General features: G+C 66.0%; 19 protein-coding genes. 4 read left to right on the top strand and 15 right to left on the bottom strand.

Annotated features, from left to right (window positions below; translation table 11 throughout):
* Positions 1 to 28: 28 nt before the first annotated feature.
* Positions 29 to 910 (bottom strand): alpha/beta hydrolase, encoded by an 882-nt coding sequence (locus AC1D0O_RS04525; RefSeq protein ID WP_477652359.1) that lies wholly within the window; start codon positions 908 to 910, stop codon positions 29 to 31.
* A 189-nt stretch (positions 911 to 1,099) separates the two neighbouring features.
* Here AC1D0O_RS04525 and AC1D0O_RS04530 point away from each other — a divergent pair, with 189 nt between their 5' ends.
* Both AC1D0O_RS04530 and AC1D0O_RS04535 read left to right on the top strand, forming a co-directional pair.
* Complete coding sequence (locus AC1D0O_RS04530; protein ID WP_477652360.1) at positions 1,100 to 2,050, top strand: LysR family transcriptional regulator; 951 nt, start codon at positions 1,100 to 1,102, stop codon at positions 2,048 to 2,050.
* Between the two features lie 49 nt (positions 2,051 to 2,099).
* Positions 2,100 to 2,504 (top strand): DoxX family protein, encoded by a 405-nt coding sequence (locus AC1D0O_RS04535; protein WP_477652361.1) that lies wholly within the window; start codon positions 2,100 to 2,102, stop codon positions 2,502 to 2,504.
* 23 nt (positions 2,505 to 2,527) lie between these two features.
* On the opposite strand, the gene AC1D0O_RS04540 is transcribed toward AC1D0O_RS04535, so the two are convergent.
* From AC1D0O_RS04540 to AC1D0O_RS04565, 6 genes are all read right to left on the bottom strand, one after another.
* Positions 2,528 to 3,964: an MFS transporter gene (locus AC1D0O_RS04540; protein ID WP_477652362.1), complete on the bottom strand. Its 1,437-nt coding sequence runs from the start codon at positions 3,962 to 3,964 to the stop codon at positions 2,528 to 2,530.
* Positions 3,961 to 4,857: an RNA polymerase sigma factor SigJ gene (gene sigJ, locus AC1D0O_RS04545; protein ID WP_477652363.1), complete on the bottom strand. Its 897-nt coding sequence runs from the start codon at positions 4,855 to 4,857 to the stop codon at positions 3,961 to 3,963. The genes AC1D0O_RS04540 and sigJ overlap by 4 nt, the downstream gene beginning before the upstream one ends.
* An 8-nt stretch (positions 4,858 to 4,865) precedes the next feature.
* Positions 4,866 to 5,324 (bottom strand): carboxymuconolactone decarboxylase family protein, encoded by a 459-nt coding sequence (locus AC1D0O_RS04550; RefSeq protein WP_477652364.1) that lies wholly within the window; start codon positions 5,322 to 5,324, stop codon positions 4,866 to 4,868.
* Between the two features lie 158 nt (positions 5,325 to 5,482).
* Positions 5,483 to 6,286 carry an isocitrate lyase/PEP mutase family protein gene (locus AC1D0O_RS04555; RefSeq protein ID WP_477652365.1) on the bottom strand — a complete coding sequence of 268 codons (804 nt, stop codon included), beginning with the start codon at positions 6,284 to 6,286 and terminating at the stop codon, positions 5,483 to 5,485.
* Positions 6,287 to 6,371: 85 nt separating this feature from the next.
* On the bottom strand, positions 6,372 to 6,695 hold the full coding sequence (locus AC1D0O_RS04560; RefSeq protein ID WP_477652366.1) for a hypothetical protein: 324 nt from the start codon (positions 6,693 to 6,695) through the stop codon (positions 6,372 to 6,374).
* Positions 6,649 to 7,116, bottom strand: coding sequence for a hypothetical protein (locus tag AC1D0O_RS04565; protein WP_477652367.1), 468 nt, complete (start codon positions 7,114 to 7,116; stop codon positions 6,649 to 6,651). The genes AC1D0O_RS04560 and AC1D0O_RS04565 overlap by 47 nt, the downstream gene beginning before the upstream one ends.
* 147 nt (positions 7,117 to 7,263) lie before the next feature.
* Here AC1D0O_RS04565 and AC1D0O_RS04570 point away from each other — a divergent pair, with 147 nt between their 5' ends.
* Together AC1D0O_RS04570 and queC are read left to right on the top strand one after the other, a co-directional pair.
* On the top strand, positions 7,264 to 8,442 hold the full coding sequence (locus AC1D0O_RS04570) for a fumarylacetoacetate hydrolase family protein (RefSeq protein ID WP_477652368.1): 1,179 nt from the start codon (positions 7,264 to 7,266) through the stop codon (positions 8,440 to 8,442).
* A gap of 18 nt (positions 8,443 to 8,460) precedes the next feature.
* Positions 8,461 to 9,159, top strand: a complete 699-nt coding sequence (gene queC, locus AC1D0O_RS04575) for a 7-cyano-7-deazaguanine synthase QueC (protein ID WP_477652369.1) — start codon at positions 8,461 to 8,463, stop codon at positions 9,157 to 9,159.
* Positions 9,160 to 9,285: 126 nt separating this feature from the next.
* On the opposite strand, the gene AC1D0O_RS04580 is transcribed toward queC, so the two are convergent.
* From AC1D0O_RS04580 to ilvA, 8 genes are read right to left on the bottom strand one after another with little or no spacing between them, the layout of a single operon-like run.
* Complete coding sequence (locus tag AC1D0O_RS04580; protein WP_477652370.1) at positions 9,286 to 10,902, bottom strand: MFS transporter; 1,617 nt, start codon at positions 10,900 to 10,902, stop codon at positions 9,286 to 9,288.
* Entirely contained in the window at positions 10,895 to 12,706 is a 1,812-nt protein-coding gene (locus AC1D0O_RS04585; protein ID WP_477652371.1) for an ABC transporter ATP-binding protein/permease, read from the bottom strand. Before AC1D0O_RS04585 ends, AC1D0O_RS04580 begins: the two co-directional genes overlap by 8 nt.
* A gap of 23 nt (positions 12,707 to 12,729) precedes the next feature.
* Positions 12,730 to 13,698: a 5'-nucleotidase gene (locus AC1D0O_RS04590; RefSeq protein ID WP_477652372.1), complete on the bottom strand. Its 969-nt coding sequence runs from the start codon at positions 13,696 to 13,698 to the stop codon at positions 12,730 to 12,732.
* A gap of 22 nt (positions 13,699 to 13,720) precedes the next feature.
* Positions 13,721 to 14,278: a histidine phosphatase family protein gene (locus tag AC1D0O_RS04595; RefSeq protein ID WP_477652373.1), complete on the bottom strand. Its 558-nt coding sequence runs from the start codon at positions 14,276 to 14,278 to the stop codon at positions 13,721 to 13,723.
* Positions 14,279 to 14,297: 19 nt separating this feature from the next.
* Positions 14,298 to 15,143 (bottom strand): adenosylcobinamide-GDP ribazoletransferase, encoded by an 846-nt coding sequence (locus tag AC1D0O_RS04600; RefSeq protein ID WP_477652374.1) that lies wholly within the window; start codon positions 15,141 to 15,143, stop codon positions 14,298 to 14,300.
* 17 nt (positions 15,144 to 15,160) lie between these two features.
* A complete protein-coding gene (gene cobT, locus AC1D0O_RS04605) occupies positions 15,161 to 16,222 on the bottom strand; it encodes a nicotinate-nucleotide--dimethylbenzimidazole phosphoribosyltransferase (RefSeq protein WP_477652375.1) in 1,062 nt (353 codons plus the stop codon).
* Positions 16,179 to 16,442 (bottom strand): cysteine-rich CWC family protein, encoded by a 264-nt coding sequence (locus AC1D0O_RS04610; protein ID WP_477652376.1) that lies wholly within the window; start codon positions 16,440 to 16,442, stop codon positions 16,179 to 16,181. Before AC1D0O_RS04610 ends, cobT begins: the two co-directional genes overlap by 44 nt.
* A 12-nt stretch (positions 16,443 to 16,454) precedes the next feature.
* Entirely contained in the window at positions 16,455 to 18,059 is a 1,605-nt protein-coding gene (gene ilvA, locus AC1D0O_RS04615; RefSeq protein WP_477652377.1) for a threonine ammonia-lyase, biosynthetic, read from the bottom strand.
* Positions 18,060 to 18,096 lie beyond the last annotated feature (37 nt).

The raw sequence follows: 18,096 nt of genomic DNA on the forward strand, positions 1-18,096 counted from the left end.
GGCTTTCAGGGCTGGGGTGTGGAGGGCATCAGGCTGTGCGCATGTCGGCCAGTACGCCCGCGAGGAAGTCCTGCACCGTGTCGACGCAGGCCAGGCCGTTGTGGGGGACGTTGTCGACCAGGTCCAGGGTGACGCTGACGCCGGCCTGCGCGAAGGACTGGCGCAGGGTTTCAAGCCGCTCGGGCCGCGTGCGCCCGGCGTCGTTGGCGCCGGCCATGTAGAACTTGCCGCCTTCGCGGTGGGTGATCTCCCAGGTTTCCATGTCGGCCTTGCCTACCACCATGTGCACCGGCAGGGCTTTGAGCGCCGCCAGGTTCAGGGGTTTGCCGAAACGCTTTTCGAAATCGCGCACGCCCACCCACCAGTCCTGCTGGAAGTCCAGCAGCGTGACCGAGCCCGGCGCGCCTATGGACAGCGCCCAGAGGCGTTCGGGGTGCAGCAGGCCGAAGCGATTGACGAACTGGCCGCCGCCGGAATAACCGAAGAGCGCGAACTTGGAAAAATCGCAGCCGAACTTGACGGCCACCTCGTGGACCATGCTCAGCAGGATCTGGTCGTAGCGGATATCGGCTTCGCGCAGGTGCTTGAAGCCGTCGCGGTTGCCGTCGCCCTGCGGGCCGGCCGGGAACAGCGGGCACAGGACGATGCAGTCGTTCCACTTGGCGAAGGCGGCGAAGGCGTCACGGTATTCGGTGAAGGCGCGGCCTGTGCCGTGCACCACCACCACCAGTTGCATGGGCTGCTTCGAATTGCCCAGGTGCGGCGGAACATAGGTGCAGTAGGAAAAGCGCGGGTCGGTGCGCGACGCAAAAATCGTGCTGTGGCCCAGGTCGTAGATCGCGGCCGCCCGCTTGTCGCCAAAAGACGGGGCCGAAGCCGTTGCGGCATCCGAGGAGAGCACTTCAGACATAGATCACCACCCAAAAAAAAGAGATTCAAAGCGGCCTGCTGGCCAAGGGTGGTGCGCCGTGATGGAGGAGGACATGAGTCCGTCACACAACCCTGTTAGGGCGGATTGTTCTCCATCCAGTTTAAAAAATATATCTATATTATGTTGTGAGATGATAAAGTTATTCTTTTGTATTGAGGCCGGTCGCGTGTGAGCACCATCCGCTTTTTGAGGACCTTTCTCGCTGTGGCGCAAGGCGGTTCTTTCGCCGCGGCGTCCGACCGCGTCGCGCTCACGCAGGCCGCGGTCGGGCTGCAGATGCGCGCGCTGGAAACCGAACTCAAGGCCCAGCTGTTCGAGCGATCCGGGCGCGGCGTCGTACTGTCAGATGCCGGCCGCGCGCTGATCGCCCATGCCGAAAAAATCATCGGCTATTACGACCAGATGCGCGAGGGCCTGGAAGGCGAGGGCGAGATCGCCGGCACGGTGACGGTGGGCTCCATCGTCACGGCCATGGGGCTGCTGTCCAACACCGTTGTCCGCATGAAACCGCTGTACCCGCGCCTCAATGTGCGGCTGGTCATGCAGGAGTCCAGCGGGCTGGCGCGCAGCGTGCAGAGCGGCGAGCTCGACGCCGCCATCTTCGTCGACGACTCGCCGCAGGAGCGCAAGGGCATGCGCTGGACGCCGCTGTACACCGAGCCCCTGACGGTGGTCGCGAGTTCGCAGGTCGCGCCGCCGGGCAGCGATTTCAGGAAACTGCTGCGCGAACAGCCCTTTCTGCGCTTCGACAGGCGCACGCCCAGCGGCATACGCATAGAGCAGACCCTGCGCAAGCTGGGCCTGGCCCCGCAGGACTTCCTCGAGCTCAGCTCGCTGTCGGCCATCATTGAACTGGTGCGCCAGAACGTGGGCATCACCATCGTGCCGCACGTCAAGAACGCCGACTGGGCCAACGATGCGCTGCTGCGCGTGCTGCCGCTGCCGGGCCGGCCCCCGACGCGGTTGATCGGCATGCTGGAGCAGGGCAAGCGCGAGCACATCACCTCGGTGATACGCCAGCACCTGGTGCAGTTGCTGGCCGAGAAAAGCGCGGCGCCGGCCGCAGGCCCTTCAGTAGCTTCGGCCAGGCCGCGCCAGAAACTTGCGCAGCCGCGCTGAACTTTTTCACGGCAGGCCTCTCAGACTCCCTTTTAACGGAGGGAATCCCATGGCTTTTGCCCAGAACGACCAATTGACTTCACGCGCACTGTCGGTGCTTCGCATTGTTTCCGCTTATCTGCTGATTCAGCACGGCACGGCCAAGCTGCTGGGCTTTCCCCACGTGGCCTATTTCGACGGGCTGCAGGTGATGTCGCTGATCGGCTTTGCCGGCATCCTGGAACTCTTTGGCGGTGCGTTGCTGCTGGTCGGCCTCTTCACCCGCCCTGTGGCCTTTGTGCTGTCGGGCCTGCTGGCATTTGCTTATTTCATCGGCCATGCATCCAAAGGTTTTGTGCAGTCGCCCATGCTGAACGGCGGCGAGTCGGCTGTGTTGTTCTGCTTTGTGTTTCTGTTCTTTGCCGCTGCCGGCGGCGGTGCCTGGAGCGTGGACGCGCTCCGTTCGCGCAAGTAATACCTCAGCGCAGCCGGCGCACCCTATGCGGTGCTCCCGGTTGTCTGCCTGGTGGCGGGCGAGCCTGGGTTGGCAGTTTGCCGCGAGGTCAGCAGGCACAGCGCGGGCGCCAGGGTAAACACGGCGAAGAGCCACTGGGCCGCGCCGGCCGTCCCCGGCACCCCGCCGGGGCTGCTTAGCCCGCCCAGGTTGGCCAACATGCCGGCCAGCGCCGCGCCCATGGCCGTGGCAAACAGCTCCACCGTCATGATGGAAGATGCCGCAAGGTCTTCTTCGCCCTGCGGCGCGATCTGCAGCACACGGGTGCTCAGGTGCGGCCAAGCGATGCCGACGGCAAAACCCACGGCCACCATGGCGATGCAGATCGGGGCCAGCACTTGCCAGCTGCCGTCGCTGGGCGAGGGCATCAGCACCGCCATGCCCACCAGGCCCGCGAGTGCCAGCACCGGTGCGATGCGGATCGCCAGCCTGGCGTGGCCGCCGGTGGCGCTGGAGCTGATGAGCGAACCCAAGGTCCAGCCCGCCGACATGATGGCGGCGAGGTAGCCGGAGGCAAGTGGCGTCTGCACGTGCAGCACCTGGAAAAACAGCGGCGAAAAAATCTCCGTGGACGTGACCATCATGGCCAGCAACGCCATCGCGAGATAAAGCGCGCCCAGCGCTCCGGGGCTAAAGGCGTCTTTAGGCAGCAAACGCTTGGCGGCGCGCTTGTCGACCATGACCAGCAAGGCACTGAGCGCTATCGCGACTGCCACGCCGCCGGCATTCCAGGCCATCTGCGGGCTGACACTGCCGGCGGACACCGCAAACACCGCGCCGGCCAGCAAAAAGAGCTGCACCCAAGGCACCGGCGACGCCGGGCTGCTGCCGGTGTTGCGCCGGGGAATCACGCAGACGGCCAGCAGCGTGAACAGCGCCGCCGCCGGAATCAGTGCGCCAAAGGCCATGCGCCAGGCGTCCATCTGGGCAAACACACCGCCTATGGCCGGCCCGACCAGGGTGGCCACGCCCCACATGCCCGACAGCAGGCCGATCGCCCGGGACCACAAGGCTTCGTCGTACAGCAGGCGGATCATGGCGTAGGGCAGGGCCAGCAGCAGGCCGCCGCCAAAGCCCTGCACCACGCGCCCGGCCAGCATCACGGGCATGGACGGTGCCAGCGCGCAGGCCAGCGAGCCCACCGCAAAGATCGCGGCGCCGAGCACATAGGCAAAGCGCGGCCCAAGCTTGCCCAGCACCTGCATCGCCATGGCGGCGCTGATGATGGAGGCCACCACGAAGAGCGCAGTGTTCCAGGCATAGAACTCGAGCCCGCCGATGTCGCGCACGACGGACGGCAGGATGGTCGTGCCTATGTAGAGGTTGATGGCATGCAGGGCCACGCCGCCGACCAGGGCCAGCGTGCGCACGGCATTGACGCCGGTCAGCAGGGCTGCCCAGCCCGTGGGTGCGCTGCTCATGCCAGTGCTTCAGGCCCGAAATGCAGGCCGTCGAGCTTGTCGGGGTTGCGCATGATGTAGATGTTGGTGGCCTTGCCTTCGTCGTTGTAGGCGAAGGTGATGGCCGCGGCGATTTCGCCGTCGTTCGCGCGCAGCTGGATGGCGCGGCCGCCGTTGATCTCGCAAGGCAGCCATTCGTAGGCGGCCCAGTATTGGGCCAGCTGAGTGGCGATGAGGGTGAGCACGCTGCCCTTGCCCTGCACCACACCTTCGATGGAGCTGACCTTGCCGCCGCTGTCGGCGCAGACGGCGATGTCGTCGGACAGCAGCTCGGCGAGCGCTTCGGTGCTGCCGGCGCTGATGGCTTCGCGGAAGGCGCTGAGCAGGTCGTCCTGCACCTTGGGCGGCGTCACGTGCCGCACCTTGCCCTGGGCGATGTTGACGCTGGCGCGCGAGACCAGCTTGCGGCAGGCGGCTTCTTCCATGTCCAGCATCTCGGCGATGTCGGGATAGGGCGTGTCAAAAATCTCGTGGAGCAGGTAGGCCGCGCGTTCCTTGGGCGTGAGCCGCTCCAGCAGCAGCAAAAAAGCCATGCTGAGCGACGAGGCCAGCAGCGCGTGGGTTTCGGGCGTTTCGTCGGTGCGGGTCTGGATCGGTTCGGGCAGCCAGGTGCCGACATAGTCGACCCGGCTGCGCTGGGCGTCGCGCAGCATGTCTATGCAGTGCCGCGTGCAGATGGTGGTGAGCCAGGCGGCCGGCGTCGCGATGCCGGCGTGGTCGGCCGCCAGCCACTTGATGAAGACGTCCTGCACGGCGTCTTCGGCATCGGCCCGCGAACCGAGGATGCGGTAGGCTAGGCCGAACAGGTGCCTGCGCCTTTCTTCAAACACGGCGGTGGGGTCGATGTTTTCCATGACGAACCTTAGTGTGCAGAGACTTGGATGCGGTTCCAGAGGTTGATCATGCCGATGTTAGCGGTCAGCGCGCCGATTTCCTTGTCGGTGAACGATTGGCGCAGGCGGCCGCGCAGGCTGGCGTAGTCGGTCTTGTGGTCGAGCGTGGTCAGGGCTTCCGTCCAGGCCAGTGCGGCTTTCTCGGCTTCGCTGAAGTCGTTGACGTGGGCCCAGACGACGAGGCGGTCCAGTCTGTCTTGGGTTTCGCCGTCTTCACGGGCTTCGCGCAGGTGCATCTTCACGCAGAAGGCGCAGCCGTTGATTTGCGAGGCGCGCAGGTGGATCAGGTGCTGAAGTTTTTTGTCGAGTCCCTGGGCGGCTATGGTTTCACTGACCTTGAGCAAGGCGGGGAAAACGTCGGGAATGGCGAGGTCAATGCGGACGGGCGCGGTGTTGGCGGCGGTAGCGATGGTGGTGGAGGCAGTCATGGTGTTTCCTTTAAAAAATGATTAAAAGTTGGGTGTCACACCGTATTGACGATCCAGCTTTGCCGTTTGTGACACCTGCTTCCAAAAAGATGAAATCCATGAAAAATCGCCTGAATCCCAGGGGGAGTCAGGCGATGTTCGGGAGCGAATGGGCTGGATCAGCGGGCCGCGAGCAAGGCGTTCATGGCCGAATAGTCCAGCTTGGCCCCCAGCAGCGGCGACAGGTCTTGTTTGAGCAAGGCCTCGATGCTGGTCCGGGCGTGTTCATAGGCCACCTGGAAAGGGGCGGGCCCCACGCTGAGGCGCCGCACGCCGGCCGCCTGTAGCGCGGCGACGGCCGGCAAGCCGGGCATGGCCATCAGGTTGAGCGGCATGCTGACGGCCGCGCAAATTTCTTCCACTTCGGGTATGCCCGTGAGGCCAGGCACAAAGGCGCCGTCGGCGCCGGCCTGCTGGTACAGCTTCAGGCGGGCGATGCTGGCCTGGGCCGGGGTGCTATCGACTTTCAGCTTGCGCAGGTAGACGTCGGTGCGGGCATTGATGAACAGCGGCGTGCCTTTGAGCGCTGTACGGATGGCGCGTATTTTTTCCACCAGCAGCGCAGGCGCGCCGCTTCCGTCTTCGAGGTTGATGCCCACGGCACCGGCCGACGCCACCGCGGCTGCCAGCCGGCCCACCTCGGCCGGGTCGGTGCTGTAACCATCTTCCATGTCGACCGTCAGCGGCACCTTCAGGACACGGGTGATGTTGCTGACCGCATGCAGCAGTTCGTCCGGCGGCAACGCGCCGCCGTCGGCATAACCGCAAGCCCAGGCGAGCGAAGCGCTGCTGGTGGCCACGGCCGCGGCGCCGGATGCTTCAAAGAGTTTCGCGCTGGCTGCGTCCCAGGCGTTGGGCAACAGCAGGATACTGCCGGGTGACTGATGGAGTTGCAAAAACTGCGGGTGGTGAATGGCTCGCATGGGGTCTCCGCTGGGGAAAAGAACAAGGGTGTACAGCTTAGCAAGCCGCGGCGGCATTAGCGGCTGTTAGCGGCCATTTCCAGACCTATATACCCCGCCGGAATTCCACCGCAAAGCGGGCCAGCCCTGCGTAATCAAATGTGACCGTCTGACCGACCGGCACCGTCAGCACGCCGGCATAGGAGCCGGTGATGACGGCCTGCCCGGCTTTCAGGCCCAGGCCGCGCTCGCGCAGAAAATTCGCCAGCCAGTAAAGCGGCGCGCGCGGGTGTCCGTTGGGGTGTTTGGCCTGGGCTTTTTGGGCGGGGTGGCTGCCGGCCTGCCAGCTCAGTTCAAAGGCCGCAGCCTCGGGCGCCGCCAGCTCAGGTCCCAGCCACAGGCCGTTGTTGACCAGGCCGTCGGCCAGCATTTCGGCTCGCGCAGATTTCGAGCGCGGCATGCACGGCGCCCACGGCTGCGTCGATCTCGGCCTCGGTATAGGGCTGCTCGCGCGCGGGCAAATCTTTGGCGAGCACAAAGGCCAGCTCGGGTTCGACCTTCACGCCGTCCAGGTCCCTGTCGGCGGGAAAAGCCACGGTGCAGATAGCGGCGCGGCTGATGGCGGGCCGGTAAATCGGCGCCATCACCAGCTTGCCGGGGCTGGGTGGAGAGGCCTTCCAGCTGCCCACCGCCTGGCCCAGGCCGAGGGTGACGGCCTGCTGCACCTGCCAGGCGTCTTCGAGGTCCAGCGGGCGGCAGCTTTCCGGCAGGCGTGGGCCGGGCTGGCCGCTTTTTCGCCGGGCGGTCAACTCCGTGGCGGCCTGCGTGATTTGTTCAGGGTTGAGGGGCATAGTTATCAGAGGGTGGGGTGGGGCTGTCTATGAGGGCGGGGACATTTCAGTGTAGCGGCGCCGACGGCCGCCCGACCCCTGTAGTATTGGCGGCCTGGGCCCGATTTTGGGCGCATCGTTCCCTTCCGCAAACCCCATTCCTTCATCATGAAAAACTCCTTGAGCCTTGCTTCCGCCCTGCCTGTTGATGCCGCCGATGCCCTGCTGGTCGGGCGTGTGTGGGTGGAGGGCACCGGGCCCGTGCTGGCGCTGGTCACGCCCGACAGCGTCTTCGACCTGTCCAGCGTGGCCGCCACGGCCAGCCAGCTGCTGGAACTGCCCGGTGTGGCCAAGGCCGTGCGCGCCGCCGCGTCCTCGCTGCCGCGCCTGGCGGGCACGGCCGAGGTGCTGGCCAATTCCGCGGCCGATGCGCGCAAGCCCGCGCTGCCCTGGCTGCTGGCGCCCTGCGACCTGCAGGCGCTCAAGGCGGCGGGTGTGACTTTTGTGGCCTCCATGCTGGAGCGCGTGATTGAAGAACAGGCGCGCGGCGACGCCAGCAAGGCCGAGGCGGTGCGCAAGGCCGTGGTCGGCGTGATCGGCGACAACCTCAGCAGCATCAAGCCCGGCTCGCCCGAGGCGGACAAACTCAAGGAAGTGCTGATCGCCCAGGGCGTGTGGTCGCAGTACCTGGAAGTCGGCATAGGCCCCGACGCCGAGATCTTCACCAAGAGCCAGCCGCTGAGCGCGGTGGGCACGGGCGCCGAGGTCGGCATACACCCGCACAGCCACTGGAACAACCCCGAGCCTGAAATCGTGCTGGCCGTCAATTCGCGCGGCGAGACGGTGGGCGCGGCGCTGGGCAACGACGTCAACCTGCGCGACTTCGAAGGCCGCAGCGCCTTGCTGCTGGGCAAGGCCAAGGACAACAACGCCTCCTGCGCCATCGGCCCTTTCATCCGCCTGTTCGACGACAAGTTCAACATCGCCCACGTGCGCCGCAGCGACCTGAACATGACGGTGACCGGCCCCGAGGGCTTTGAGATGAAGGGCGGCAGCTCGCTGAGCAAGATCAGCCGAGACCCGCTGGACCTGGTGGCCCAGGCCATAGGCGCCAACCACCAGTACCCCGACGGCTTCATGCTCTTCCTGGGCACCATGTTCGCGCCCACGCAGGATCGCCATGGCCCCGGCCAGGGCTTTACCCATGTGGTCGGTGACGAGGTCACGGTGGCCACGCCGCAGCTCGGCAGCCTGGTCAACCGCGTGACGACTTCCGACAAGGCCGCGCCCTGGACCTTCGGCATCTCGGCGCTGATGCAAAGCCTGGCCAAGCGAAAGCTGATCTAAGGCAAGGAGGTAACCGGCATGCACACTTCCGCACTCGTGTTGTTTTCCGGCGGGCAGGATTCCACCACCTGCCTGGCCCTGGCATTGTCCAAATACGAACGCGTCGAAACCGTGGCCTTCGACTACGGCCAGCGCCACAAGGTGGAGCTGGAAGCGCGCCTCAATGTGCTGCGCGAAATCAAGAGCCAGTTTCCGCAGTGGGCCCACAAGCTCGGCGAAGACCATTTGCTGGACCTGGCGGTGCTGGGCCAGGTCAGCGACACCTCGCTGACCCGCGACGTGGCCTTCAAGATGGAAAGCTCGGGCCTGCCCAACACCTTTGTGCCGGGGCGCAACCTGCTGTTCCTCACGCTGGCGGCAGCGCTGGCCTACCGGCGCGACCTGCCGGTGCTGGTCACCGGCGTCTGCGAAACCGATTTCTCAGGCTACCCCGATTGCCGCGACGACACCATGAAGGCCATGCAACTGGCGCTGTCGCTGGGCATGGACAAACGTTTCCTGATCGAGACGCCGCTGATGTGGATAGACAAGGCGGATACCTGGCGGCTGGCGCATTCGCTTGGCGGCGAGGCGCTGGTGAAGCTGATCGTGGAACATACGCACACCTGCTACCTGGGTGACCGTGTGCACCGACATGCCTGGGGTTACGGTTGCGGGACTTGCCCGGCTTGTGAATTGCGCGCACGCGGGTTTGAGCGTTACGCGGCGTCCGCTTAGGATTCCTGCTCCTTCCCCCTCTGGGGGAAGGCTGGGATGGGGGCTGTTTGATCTGGCCGGCAGGTTGATGAATCGCACGCCGCTGGCCCCCATCCCTACCTTCCCCCAGAGGGGGAAGGAGTTAAATCAGACCCTCACCAGGCTTTCGACGACGCATCGCGAAACCACCGGCGGCTCTTCGCCGATATGAAACGCCAGCTTGCGCTCCCGCAGCGCCACGTCGCTGGCGGTCACGCGGTCGAAGCGGCGCAGGTGCTCGGTCCATGATTCGTCGACGATCTGCTCGACAAAGCGGCCGGGGCGGTTCACGTCGCGCAGCAGTTCCCACTCGAGTGCGCCCTGGCGCAGGCGGCTGCGGCGGCTTTCCTGCATCAGCGCGCGGAAGTCGTCGGCGCGCGCCGGGTCCACCAGGTATTCAATCGTCACCACCACATTGCCCACGCCGGGCGGTTCCTCGGCCACGGGCGCCTTGAACTGGCGCGAGGGAGTCATGTCTTCCTCGATGCTGAGGTCGGACACCAGGTGCTTTGCCACCAGCATCACAACGGTGCCGCTGGCGGCAGCGACCAGCAGGCCGGTGGAGACGCTGCTCAGCGTGGCCACCTGGCCCCACAGCGCGGCGCCGGCGGCGCTGGCGCCCATGATGGCCATCTGGTACATCGACATGCCGCGGGCGCGCACCCAGTCGGGCAGGGCGAGCTGGGCCGAGACGCTGAGCGAATTGGCGCAGGTGATCCAGGCCATGCCGTTGAGCGCCATGGCCGGTACCGCCACCCAGGCGTTGGGCGCATAGGCCATGGCCGCCATGGAGACCGACTGCAGCAGCGTGGAGCGCATCACCAGCACGTCGCGCGGCATCATCTGGCGCAGCCGCGGCAGGTTGAGCGCGGCGACGATAGCGCCGGCACCCATGGAGGCCAGCAGCAGCGTGAAGGTGCCGGCATCGCCGCCGTGCAGGCCGCGCGCCACCAGGGGCAGCAGGGCCAGCAGGGCGGTGGAATGGAAAAAGAAGATGGCGATGCGCAGCAGCACCGCGCGCAGGCGCGCCGACTGGCCGACGAACTGCAGGCCCACGCGCATGGCGCTGACCAGGCGCTCGCGCCCCAGCGGGCTGGGCGCATGGTCGCGCCGCCAGCGCATGATGACAAAACCCGAGACCACCGACAGCACGGCGTTGAGCACGAAGACGTATTCAGTGCCGGCGCCGGCGATCAGCGCGCCGGCCACCAGCGGGCCGACGATGCGCGAGGCGTTCATGGAGACGCCGTTGAGCGCCAGCGCGGCGGGCAGTTGCACACGCGGCACCAGTTCGGGCACGATGGCGGCGAACACCGGCCAGCGCATCGCCAGGCCCACGCCGTTGGCGAAGGTCAGCGCCAGCAGCAGGGCCGGCGTCATGACGCCCGAGATCACCGTGATGGACAGCAGCGTGGCCACGCCGGCCACCCAGAACTGCGTCATGATGAAGTAGCGGCGCCGGTCCAGGATGTCGGCCAGCGCGCCGCTGGGCAGGCCCAGCAAAAACACCGGCAAGGTGGAGGCCGACTGCACCAGCGCCACCCAGATCGGCGAGGTGGTCATGGAGGTCATCATCCAGGCCGCCGCCACGTCGTTCATCCACATGCAGATGTTGGCGACCAGCCAGGTGCTCCACAGCATGCGGAACACCGGGCGCTTGATGGGCGCCCAGGCGGAGAGGTCGGCGGGCTCCGGCGCAGCCGGTTTGGACATTTCTTCAGGCATTCGCGGCGCTTCCTCCGGGGAGCTGGCTGGCCGTCAGGCGGTACAGGGCGGCAGAGCCCGGGGGCTGCTTCTCCAGCGTCCACTGTTTGTCATGAAAGACGGCGACATTGGGCCGGTGGGCAATCGAAATGATGGAGCCTCCTGACGATTTCACGAGCGCGAGCAGGCGCTCGTACAGCGTCTTTTCGGCGGCTTCGTCGAGTGCGCTGGTGGCTTCGTCGGCAAAAATCCATTTGGGCTTTTTCAGCAGCACGCGTGCGATCGCCAGGCGTTGCTGCTCGCCGCCCGAGAGTTTCTGGCTCCAGGCATTTTCCTCGTCAAGCCGCGAGGCCAGGTCGGGCAGCAGGGCTTCCTCAAGCGCCTGCTTGAGGGCTTCGTCGCTGTAAGCCGCGGCGGGCTCGGGGTAGGCCAGCGCATCGCGCAGGGAGCCATTGGGGAAATAGGGGCGCTGGGGAATGAACATCGCGTTTGCAGGTTTCGCGATGCTGCCGCTGGCAAAAGGCCAGATGCCGGCGAAAGCGCGAAACAGGGTTGACTTGCCGCTGCCCGAGGGACCCTTGAGAAGAATGTGGTCGCCGGTGTGAGCCTTCAGCGACATGTCCGCCAGCAGCATGGCACCCGTGGGCAGCGCGAGGTTGAGGCCGGTGGACCCAAGTTCGGTTGATGGTGTGGTGACAAGCGCTTCATTGTCTTTTGTCTGCGCGATCATGCTGTCTTCAAAACTGGTCAGGCGGTCGGTGGTGGCGCGCCAGCTGGCGAGCGTGTCGTAGTTGTCCACAAACCAGCTCAGCGAATCCTGCACCTTGCCGAAGGCAGAGGAAATCTGGATGAGCTGGCCGAGCTGGATCGCCCCGCTGAAGAAGCGGGGTGCCGCGACAAAGAAGGGAAAAATTACGGCGGCCTGGCCGAAGAAGCTCTGGAACCAGATGAGTTTTTTGTTGGCGCCTATCAGGTTCAGGTAATTTGCCAGCACTGTCGAGAAGCGCCCGTCGAGCTGGCCGCGTTCTACAGCTTCGCCATGGTCCAGCGCGATGGGCTCGCTGTATTCGCGAACCCGTACCAGATGATGGCGAAGGTTGGCCTCGTAGCGCTGCTGCATGAAGTTGAGCTTGATCAGCGGCCTGCCGATGTAATGAGCCAGCACACTCCCGACCAGGCAATAGGCGACCGCGGCCCAGACCATGTAGCCCGGGATGCTGTAGCTGCTGCCGCCCAGGGTGAATCCAAGCGGCCCCGACAGTGTCCAGAGGATGCCGACAAAACTGACCAGCGTCACGACCGCGTTGAGCACGCCCATGCTCAATGAGATCGTGGACGTGGTGAAAGAGTGCACGTCTTCCTGGATACGCTGGTCCGGGTTGTCGGGGCTGCCGTTGATGTCGGTGGCCGCGGAATAGCGCGCCAGCTCCATCTTGTAGAAGGCATGGTGCGACAGCCAGCGGCGCAGGTAGTCGCGTGTCATCCAGGCGCGCCAGCGCATTTGCAGTAACTGGGTCAGGTAGAACTTGTAGACGGCGATGATGATCGCCCCAAAGGCCAGGTAGCTGAAGCGGCCCATCTGCTGCCAGAAGACAGTCTGGTCGCGTTTTTCAAGCGCGTCGTAAAACACGCGGTACCAGTCATTGAACTGCACCGCCATGTAGACCGTGCCGAGGTTGAGCAACACGATGGCCAGCAGCAAGCCGCGTGCTTTCCATTTTTCTTCGGACCGGAAATAGGGTGCGGCCAGCGCCACTATGCGCCCCGCCAAGCGCCGGACAGCGCGGAATTTGGCGAGCAGGCCGGGGGAAGGTGTCTGGTTCATATGGGCGGTTTTTGTTTTCAGATTCAGGAAAGCTGGTTCGAAACACCGCTGGCCACATGGCCCGAGGGCACGTGCTGGGCGGCGGAATGGACGTGGCCGGTCTGGTCGTCAAAGAAGAAGTCGGGCTCGAACTCGCGCAGGAACTCGCCCTTGGCCAGGCCGCCCAGGAACATGGCCTCGTCGACTTCGATGTTCCACTCCATCAGCGTGCGGATGGCGCGCTCATGCGCCGGAGCGCTGCGCGCGGTGACCAGGGCGGTGCGTATGCGCATGTGCGAGGTGCCTACCTGCTGCAGCCGGTGCAGCGCTTCGAGCAAGGGCTTGAAGGGGCCGGCCAGCAGCGGCTGCGAAGCCTTGTCGCGCTCGTGCTGCTGGAAGGCGGAAAGCCCCTGGGCCTGGAACACGCGCTCGGCCTCGTCGGAGAACAGAACCGCGTCGCCGTCGAAAGCGATGCGCACTTCGTTGGGGTGGGCGTCACTGGCGCGCACCGAATGGGGGTAGACCTGTGCGGCCGGCACGCCCGCCGCCAGCGCGTCGCGCACGTCGCTCAGGTGGGCCGACAAAAACAGGTTGGCGTGCAGCGGCTTGAGGTAGCGCCAGGGCGCTTCGCCGCGGTTGAAGGTGCCGCGCTCTATCTTGAGGCCGTAGTGCTGGGCCGAGCGGAACACGCGCATGCCCGAGACCGGGTCGTTGCGCGACAGGATCACGACCTCCACGCGCTGGGCGGGCGCCGCGGGGCTGGCGGCCTCGCCGGCGCTTTCGGGCGCGTCGTTGAAGGCCAACAGCTTTTTGACCAGCGAGAAGGCGACGCCGGGTTTGGCCGGCACGTCCAGGCGTTCGAGCTGCAGCTTCATGTAGGCCGCGTCTTTTTTGACGCCGGGCGGCGGCGCGGCCGTCATGCCGGTTTCAAAGACGAGGTTTTCTTCCTCAAAATCAAACAGCGCGCGCGACGAGATCGCCACCACGAGCTGACCATCCAGGGTTGCTGCCATTTTTTAGTGCCTTGTCTGGGTTTTAAGAGGGTGTTTCCAGCTCGAGTGTGCACCATTGGCCGTAGGACGGCGCTTCAACAGGCCACTCGTCGGCCCTGGTGATCTGACGCGTGCCGCGCGCGATCAGTTCCACGGCGCGTATGACGCCGGCGTGCGTGATCCACAAGGTGTCTGCCTGGCCCCGCAGTTCGTCAAAGGCCGCGGCGACACGTGCCATGACCTGGCTTGTACTTTCACCGCTGCCGCCCACGGCGTATTCGGCGAAGCCGTCTGTCCAGGATTGCAGTTCTGCGGGGGCGATGTCTTGCCAGGCTTGGCCTTCCCAGGCGCCGAAGTCGATTTCCTGCAGCCGTGGGTCTGTTTCGCACGCCAGGTCGGGCCGCAGTTCGCACAAGGCTCGCGCCAGTTGCGCGCATCGTTGCAGCGGGGAGTGGGTAACGCGGGTGCCGACGGGGAGCAAGCTGGCCAGCGCCTGCGCGCAGTTGGCGGTGGCAGGCACATCGGCTGCAACATCCTGCCGGCCGTAGCAGATGCCGGGATTCACCAATGGCGTTGCATGGCGGGCCAGCCAGAGTTTCATGGCTTGGTGCTTGTCCTGGTCACAGGCTGATGGCCAGGCCAAAGTAGAAAGCGATCTCGCAGACCTGCTGGGTCGCGCCCAGGCAGTCGCCGGTGAAGCCCTGCAGCCGGCGCTTGAACATCCGGCCCATCCACAGCAGGGCCAGAAGGGCAAAGCTGCAGGCGACGATCAGGTTCAGGGCGTCCAGCGCGAGGGCGGCCAGGGCCAGCGCGAGAAAACACCAGGCAAAGCCGACCAGCAGTGCGCCCGGCGAGATCTGGTCGGCCAGCGGCTTCGACTTGGACGCGGCCGTGTCGCCGACGTGCGGCAGCAGGTAGATCAGCAGCAGCGGCAGGCCGCGCGAGACGACGTGGCCCGTCCATAGCGCCGCGCAGATGTACCAGCTGGCGAAGGGGGCTTCTTCCCAGCCGGTGGGCGCGCCTTCGACCGAGCCGAGGATCGCCAGTAGCGAGACCTTGGCGAGTACGGCCAGCACCAGCGCCATGGCGCCGAAGGCCCCGACGCGCGAGTCTTTCATGATCTGCAGCGCGTGCTCCCTGTCATGGCCGCCGCCCAGGCCGTCGGCCGTGTCGGCCAGGCCGTCTTCATGGAAACCACCGGTCAGCAGCACGGTGGCGGCGGTGGACAGCGCGGCGGCCACCAGCGGCGTGAAGGTGGTGTCGGGCAAAAGGGCCTGCACCAGGGCGTACAGGGCGGCGGCAAAAGCGCCGGCCAGGATGCCTATGCCCGGGAAGTGCCCGGCGCTGGCGCGCAGCAGTTCGGGGCTGTAGCCCACCCAGTCAGCCAGCCGCCCGGTGATGGGGATGCGGGTGAAGAACTGGACGGCGAGCAGGTACTCGCGGATGAACTGGGCGATGGCGGTCATGCGGTGCCCCTTGCGCTTCAGGCGTCTTCGCGGCCGCTCACGCCGGCGGAGTCAAAGCTGGCCATCTCGTTGAGGAAACCAGCCGCCGACTGCAGCAGCGGCCAGGCCAGCAGCGCGCCCGTGCCTTCGCCCAGGCGCAGGCCCAGGTCCAGCAGCGGATCGGCCTGGAGGTGAGCCAGCAGCAGGCGGTGGCCGTGTTCGTCCCCGCGGTGGCAGAACACCATGTAGTCCTGGGCGGCGGGCGCCAGGGCCCTGGCCGCGAGCGCGGCGGCGCCGGCGATGAAGCCGTCAACCAGCACGGCGCGGCGCTCGCTTGCGGCCTGCAGCATGGCGCCGGCCATCATGGCGATTTCAAAGCCGCCCAGGGCGGCCAGCGCTGCTAGGGGTTGCACGGCGCCGGCATGGCGGGCCAGCGCCTGTGCCAGCACCTGGCGTTTGTGCGCAAGCTGCGCGTCGTCCAGGCCGGTGCCACGGCCCGTGGCCTCGTCTATGCCAACGCTCGCCAGCCGCGCGAACAGCAGGGCGGCGGCCGAGGTGTTGGCAATCCCCATCTCGCCGAAGGCGACGGCATTGCCGGGCAGTTGGCGCACGATGTCCATGCCGGCCTGCAAGGCGGCGCGCGCCTGCGCGGCCGTCATGGCGGGCTCGTGGCGGACGTTGCATGTGCCCGGCGCGATCTTGCGCTGGAGCAGCTGCGGGTGCGGCGCGAGCTCGGCCGCGACGCCGGCGTCCACCACTTGCAGGGCAAAACCATGCTGGCGCGCGAAGACGTTGATGGCGGCGCCGCCGGCCAGCATGTTGCCGACCATCTGCACCGTGACGGCCTGAGGGTAGGCGGAAACGCCTTCGGCGGCGATGCCATGGTCGGCCGCGAAGACCACCATCTGGGGCTCGCGCAGCGCGATGGTTTCACTGTGCTGGATCAGGCCCAGCTGCAGCGCCAGGCTTTCAAGCCGGCCGAGCGCGCCCAGTGGCTTGGTCTTGTGAGCAATTTTGTGCCGCAGCCTGGCCTCCAGCGGGAGGTCGGCGGTGGGCTCAATCGCGGGCAGGATCAGGGGTGGAAAGTCGGGAGCGTTCATCGGTGATCAGCTTGAGGCAGGCGGGGCAGAAGCAGGACAGCGCACTGCCTTGCGATGATGGGGTGCGTTCGCTGGGCACCGGCATGACGTGCGGCAACTGCACGCACCAGCATTCGGCATCGCCCGCCACCATGCCGCAGCGCAGGCCGGCGCCGCAGCGCGGGCACACCGAGGTGTTGGCCGCTGCGGGCTTTGCCGAGGGTGCGCCTTGCGGGTTCATGGAGGGTGCGCGTCAGCTTTGCAGGAAGAGCCGGTAAACCGGATTGGCGGTTTCCTCGACGTGGGGGTAGCCCAGGGTGTCAAGGAAGTCCTTGAAGGCCTTGTTGTCGGCCTTGGGCACCTGCAGGCCCACCAGGATGCGGCCGTAGTCGGCGCCCTGGTTGCGGTAGTGGAAGAGGCTGATGTTCCAGCCCGGCCGCATGCTGGAGAGGAACTTCATCAGCGCGCCGGGCCGCTCGGGGAATATGAAGCGCAGCAGGCGCTCCTCCTTGGACAGCGCGCTGTGCCCGCCCACCATGTGGCGTATGTGTTCCTTGGCGAGCTCGTCGTGCGTGAGGTCCAGGGTCTTGAAGCCGTGGCGCGAGAAATTGCTGGCGATCTTGGCGCTTTCTCCCTTGGCCGAGGTGGTCAGGCCGACGAAGACATGGGCTTTGGCGTCGTCGTTGATGCGGTAGTTGAACTCGGTCACGCTGCGCGGTCCGCCGGGCAGCTCGCCGATGACTTCGCAAAAGCGCCGGAAGCTGCCGCGCTCTTCGGGAATCGTCACGGCAAACAGGGCTTCGCGCTCTTCGCCGACCTCGGCGCGCTCGGCGACAAAGCGCAGGCGGTCGAAGTTCATGTTGGCGCCGCACAAAATCGCGGCGTAGGTCTCGCCCTTGGTCTTGTGGCTGGCCACGTACTGCTTGACGGCGGCCACGGCCATCGCGCCCGAGGGCTCGACGATGCTGCGCGTGTCGACGAACACGTCCTTGATGGCGGCGCAGACGGCGTCGGTATCGACGGTGATGAATTCATCGACCAGTTCGCGGCTGATGCGGAAGGTCTCCTCGCCCACCAGCTTGACGGCCGTGCCGTCGGCGAACAGGCCCACGTCGCTCAGCGTCACGCGCTTTTTGGCGCCGACCGACTGCAGCATGGCATCGGAGTCGTTCATCTGCACGCCGATGACCTTGATCTCGGGCCGCACGGCCTTGATGTAGTTGGCCACGCCGGAGATCAGCCCGCCGCCGCCTATGGCCACAAACACGGCGTCCAGCCGGCTGGAGCCCAGGCTTTGCAGCTGCATGAGGATTTCCATCGCGATCGTGCCCTGGCCGGCGATAACGTCCGGATCGTCGAAGGGGTGAACGAAGGTGAGGCCGTGTTTTTTCTCGAGCACCACGGCGTGCGCGTAGGCGTCCGAATAACTGTCGCCGCGCAGCACGACCTCGCCGCCCCAGGCGCGAACCGCGTCGACCTTGAGCTGCGGCGTGGTGGTGGGCATGACGATGACGGCGCGCGTGCCGAGCTTTTGCGCGCTGAGCGCCACGCCTTGCGCGTGGTTGCCGGCCGAGGCGCAGATCACGCCTTTCTTGAGCTGGGCCGGGCTCAGGTGGGCCATCTTGTTGTAGGCGCCGCGCAGTTTGAAGCTGAACACGGGCTGCTGGTCTTCGCGCTTGAGCAGCACGGTGTTTTTCAGGCGCAGGCCCAGGTTTTTGGCGGGCTCAAGGCTGGATTCCACGGCCACGTCGTAGACCCGCGCCGTGAGAATCTTTTTCAGGTAGTCGGCGGGGGTGAGCGGCTTGCCGGAAGGGGCTGTTTTGGGGAGGCTTTTGGCGGTTTTGGTCGGAGTGGGCATGTTTTTCTCGCAGCCTGACATCATAGTGGCGCGAGAA

This window comes from Polaromonas sp. P1_F2 (genome assembly GCF_056405735.1).

Excerpts from the sequence above, each read along its gene's own strand:
- AC1D0O_RS04525 (WP_477652359.1), bottom strand. The coding sequence starts at position 910 with ATGTCTGAAGTGCTCTCCTCGGATGCCGCAACGGCTTCGGCCCCGTCT.
- AC1D0O_RS04550 (WP_477652364.1), bottom strand. The coding sequence starts at position 5,324 with ATGACTGCCTCCACCACCATCGCTACCGCCGCCAACACCGCGCCCGTC.
- ilvA (WP_477652377.1), bottom strand. The coding sequence starts at position 18,059 with ATGCCCACTCCGACCAAAACCGCCAAAAGCCTCCCCAAAACAGCCCCT.
- AC1D0O_RS04535 (WP_477652361.1), top strand. The coding sequence starts at position 2,100 with ATGGCTTTTGCCCAGAACGACCAATTGACTTCACGCGCACTGTCGGTG.
- AC1D0O_RS04565 (WP_477652367.1), bottom strand. The coding sequence starts at position 7,116 with ATGCCCCTCAACCCTGAACAAATCACGCAGGCCGCCACGGAGTTGACC.
- sigJ (WP_477652363.1), bottom strand. The coding sequence starts at position 4,857 with ATGGAAAACATCGACCCCACCGCCGTGTTTGAAGAAAGGCGCAGGCAC.
- AC1D0O_RS04540 (WP_477652362.1), bottom strand. The coding sequence starts at position 3,964 with ATGAGCAGCGCACCCACGGGCTGGGCAGCCCTGCTGACCGGCGTCAAT.
- AC1D0O_RS04590 (WP_477652372.1), bottom strand. The coding sequence starts at position 13,698 with ATGGCAGCAACCCTGGATGGTCAGCTCGTGGTGGCGATCTCGTCGCGC.
- AC1D0O_RS04600 (WP_477652374.1), bottom strand. The coding sequence starts at position 15,143 with ATGACCGCCATCGCCCAGTTCATCCGCGAGTACCTGCTCGCCGTCCAG.
- AC1D0O_RS04570 (WP_477652368.1), top strand. The coding sequence starts at position 7,264 with ATGAAAAACTCCTTGAGCCTTGCTTCCGCCCTGCCTGTTGATGCCGCC.
- queC (WP_477652369.1), top strand. The coding sequence starts at position 8,461 with ATGCACACTTCCGCACTCGTGTTGTTTTCCGGCGGGCAGGATTCCACC.
- AC1D0O_RS04555 (WP_477652365.1), bottom strand. The coding sequence starts at position 6,286 with ATGCGAGCCATTCACCACCCGCAGTTTTTGCAACTCCATCAGTCACCC.
- cobT (WP_477652375.1), bottom strand. The coding sequence starts at position 16,222 with ATGAACGCTCCCGACTTTCCACCCCTGATCCTGCCCGCGATTGAGCCC.
- AC1D0O_RS04595 (WP_477652373.1), bottom strand. The coding sequence starts at position 14,278 with ATGAAACTCTGGCTGGCCCGCCATGCAACGCCATTGGTGAATCCCGGC.
- AC1D0O_RS04585 (WP_477652371.1), bottom strand. The coding sequence starts at position 12,706 with ATGAACCAGACACCTTCCCCCGGCCTGCTCGCCAAATTCCGCGCTGTC.
- AC1D0O_RS04610 (WP_477652376.1), bottom strand. The coding sequence starts at position 16,442 with ATGAACCCGCAAGGCGCACCCTCGGCAAAGCCCGCAGCGGCCAACACC.
- AC1D0O_RS04560 (WP_477652366.1), bottom strand. The coding sequence starts at position 6,695 with ATGCTGGCCGACGGCCTGGTCAACAACGGCCTGTGGCTGGGACCTGAG.
- AC1D0O_RS04580 (WP_477652370.1), bottom strand. The coding sequence starts at position 10,902 with ATGCCTGAAGAAATGTCCAAACCGGCTGCGCCGGAGCCCGCCGACCTC.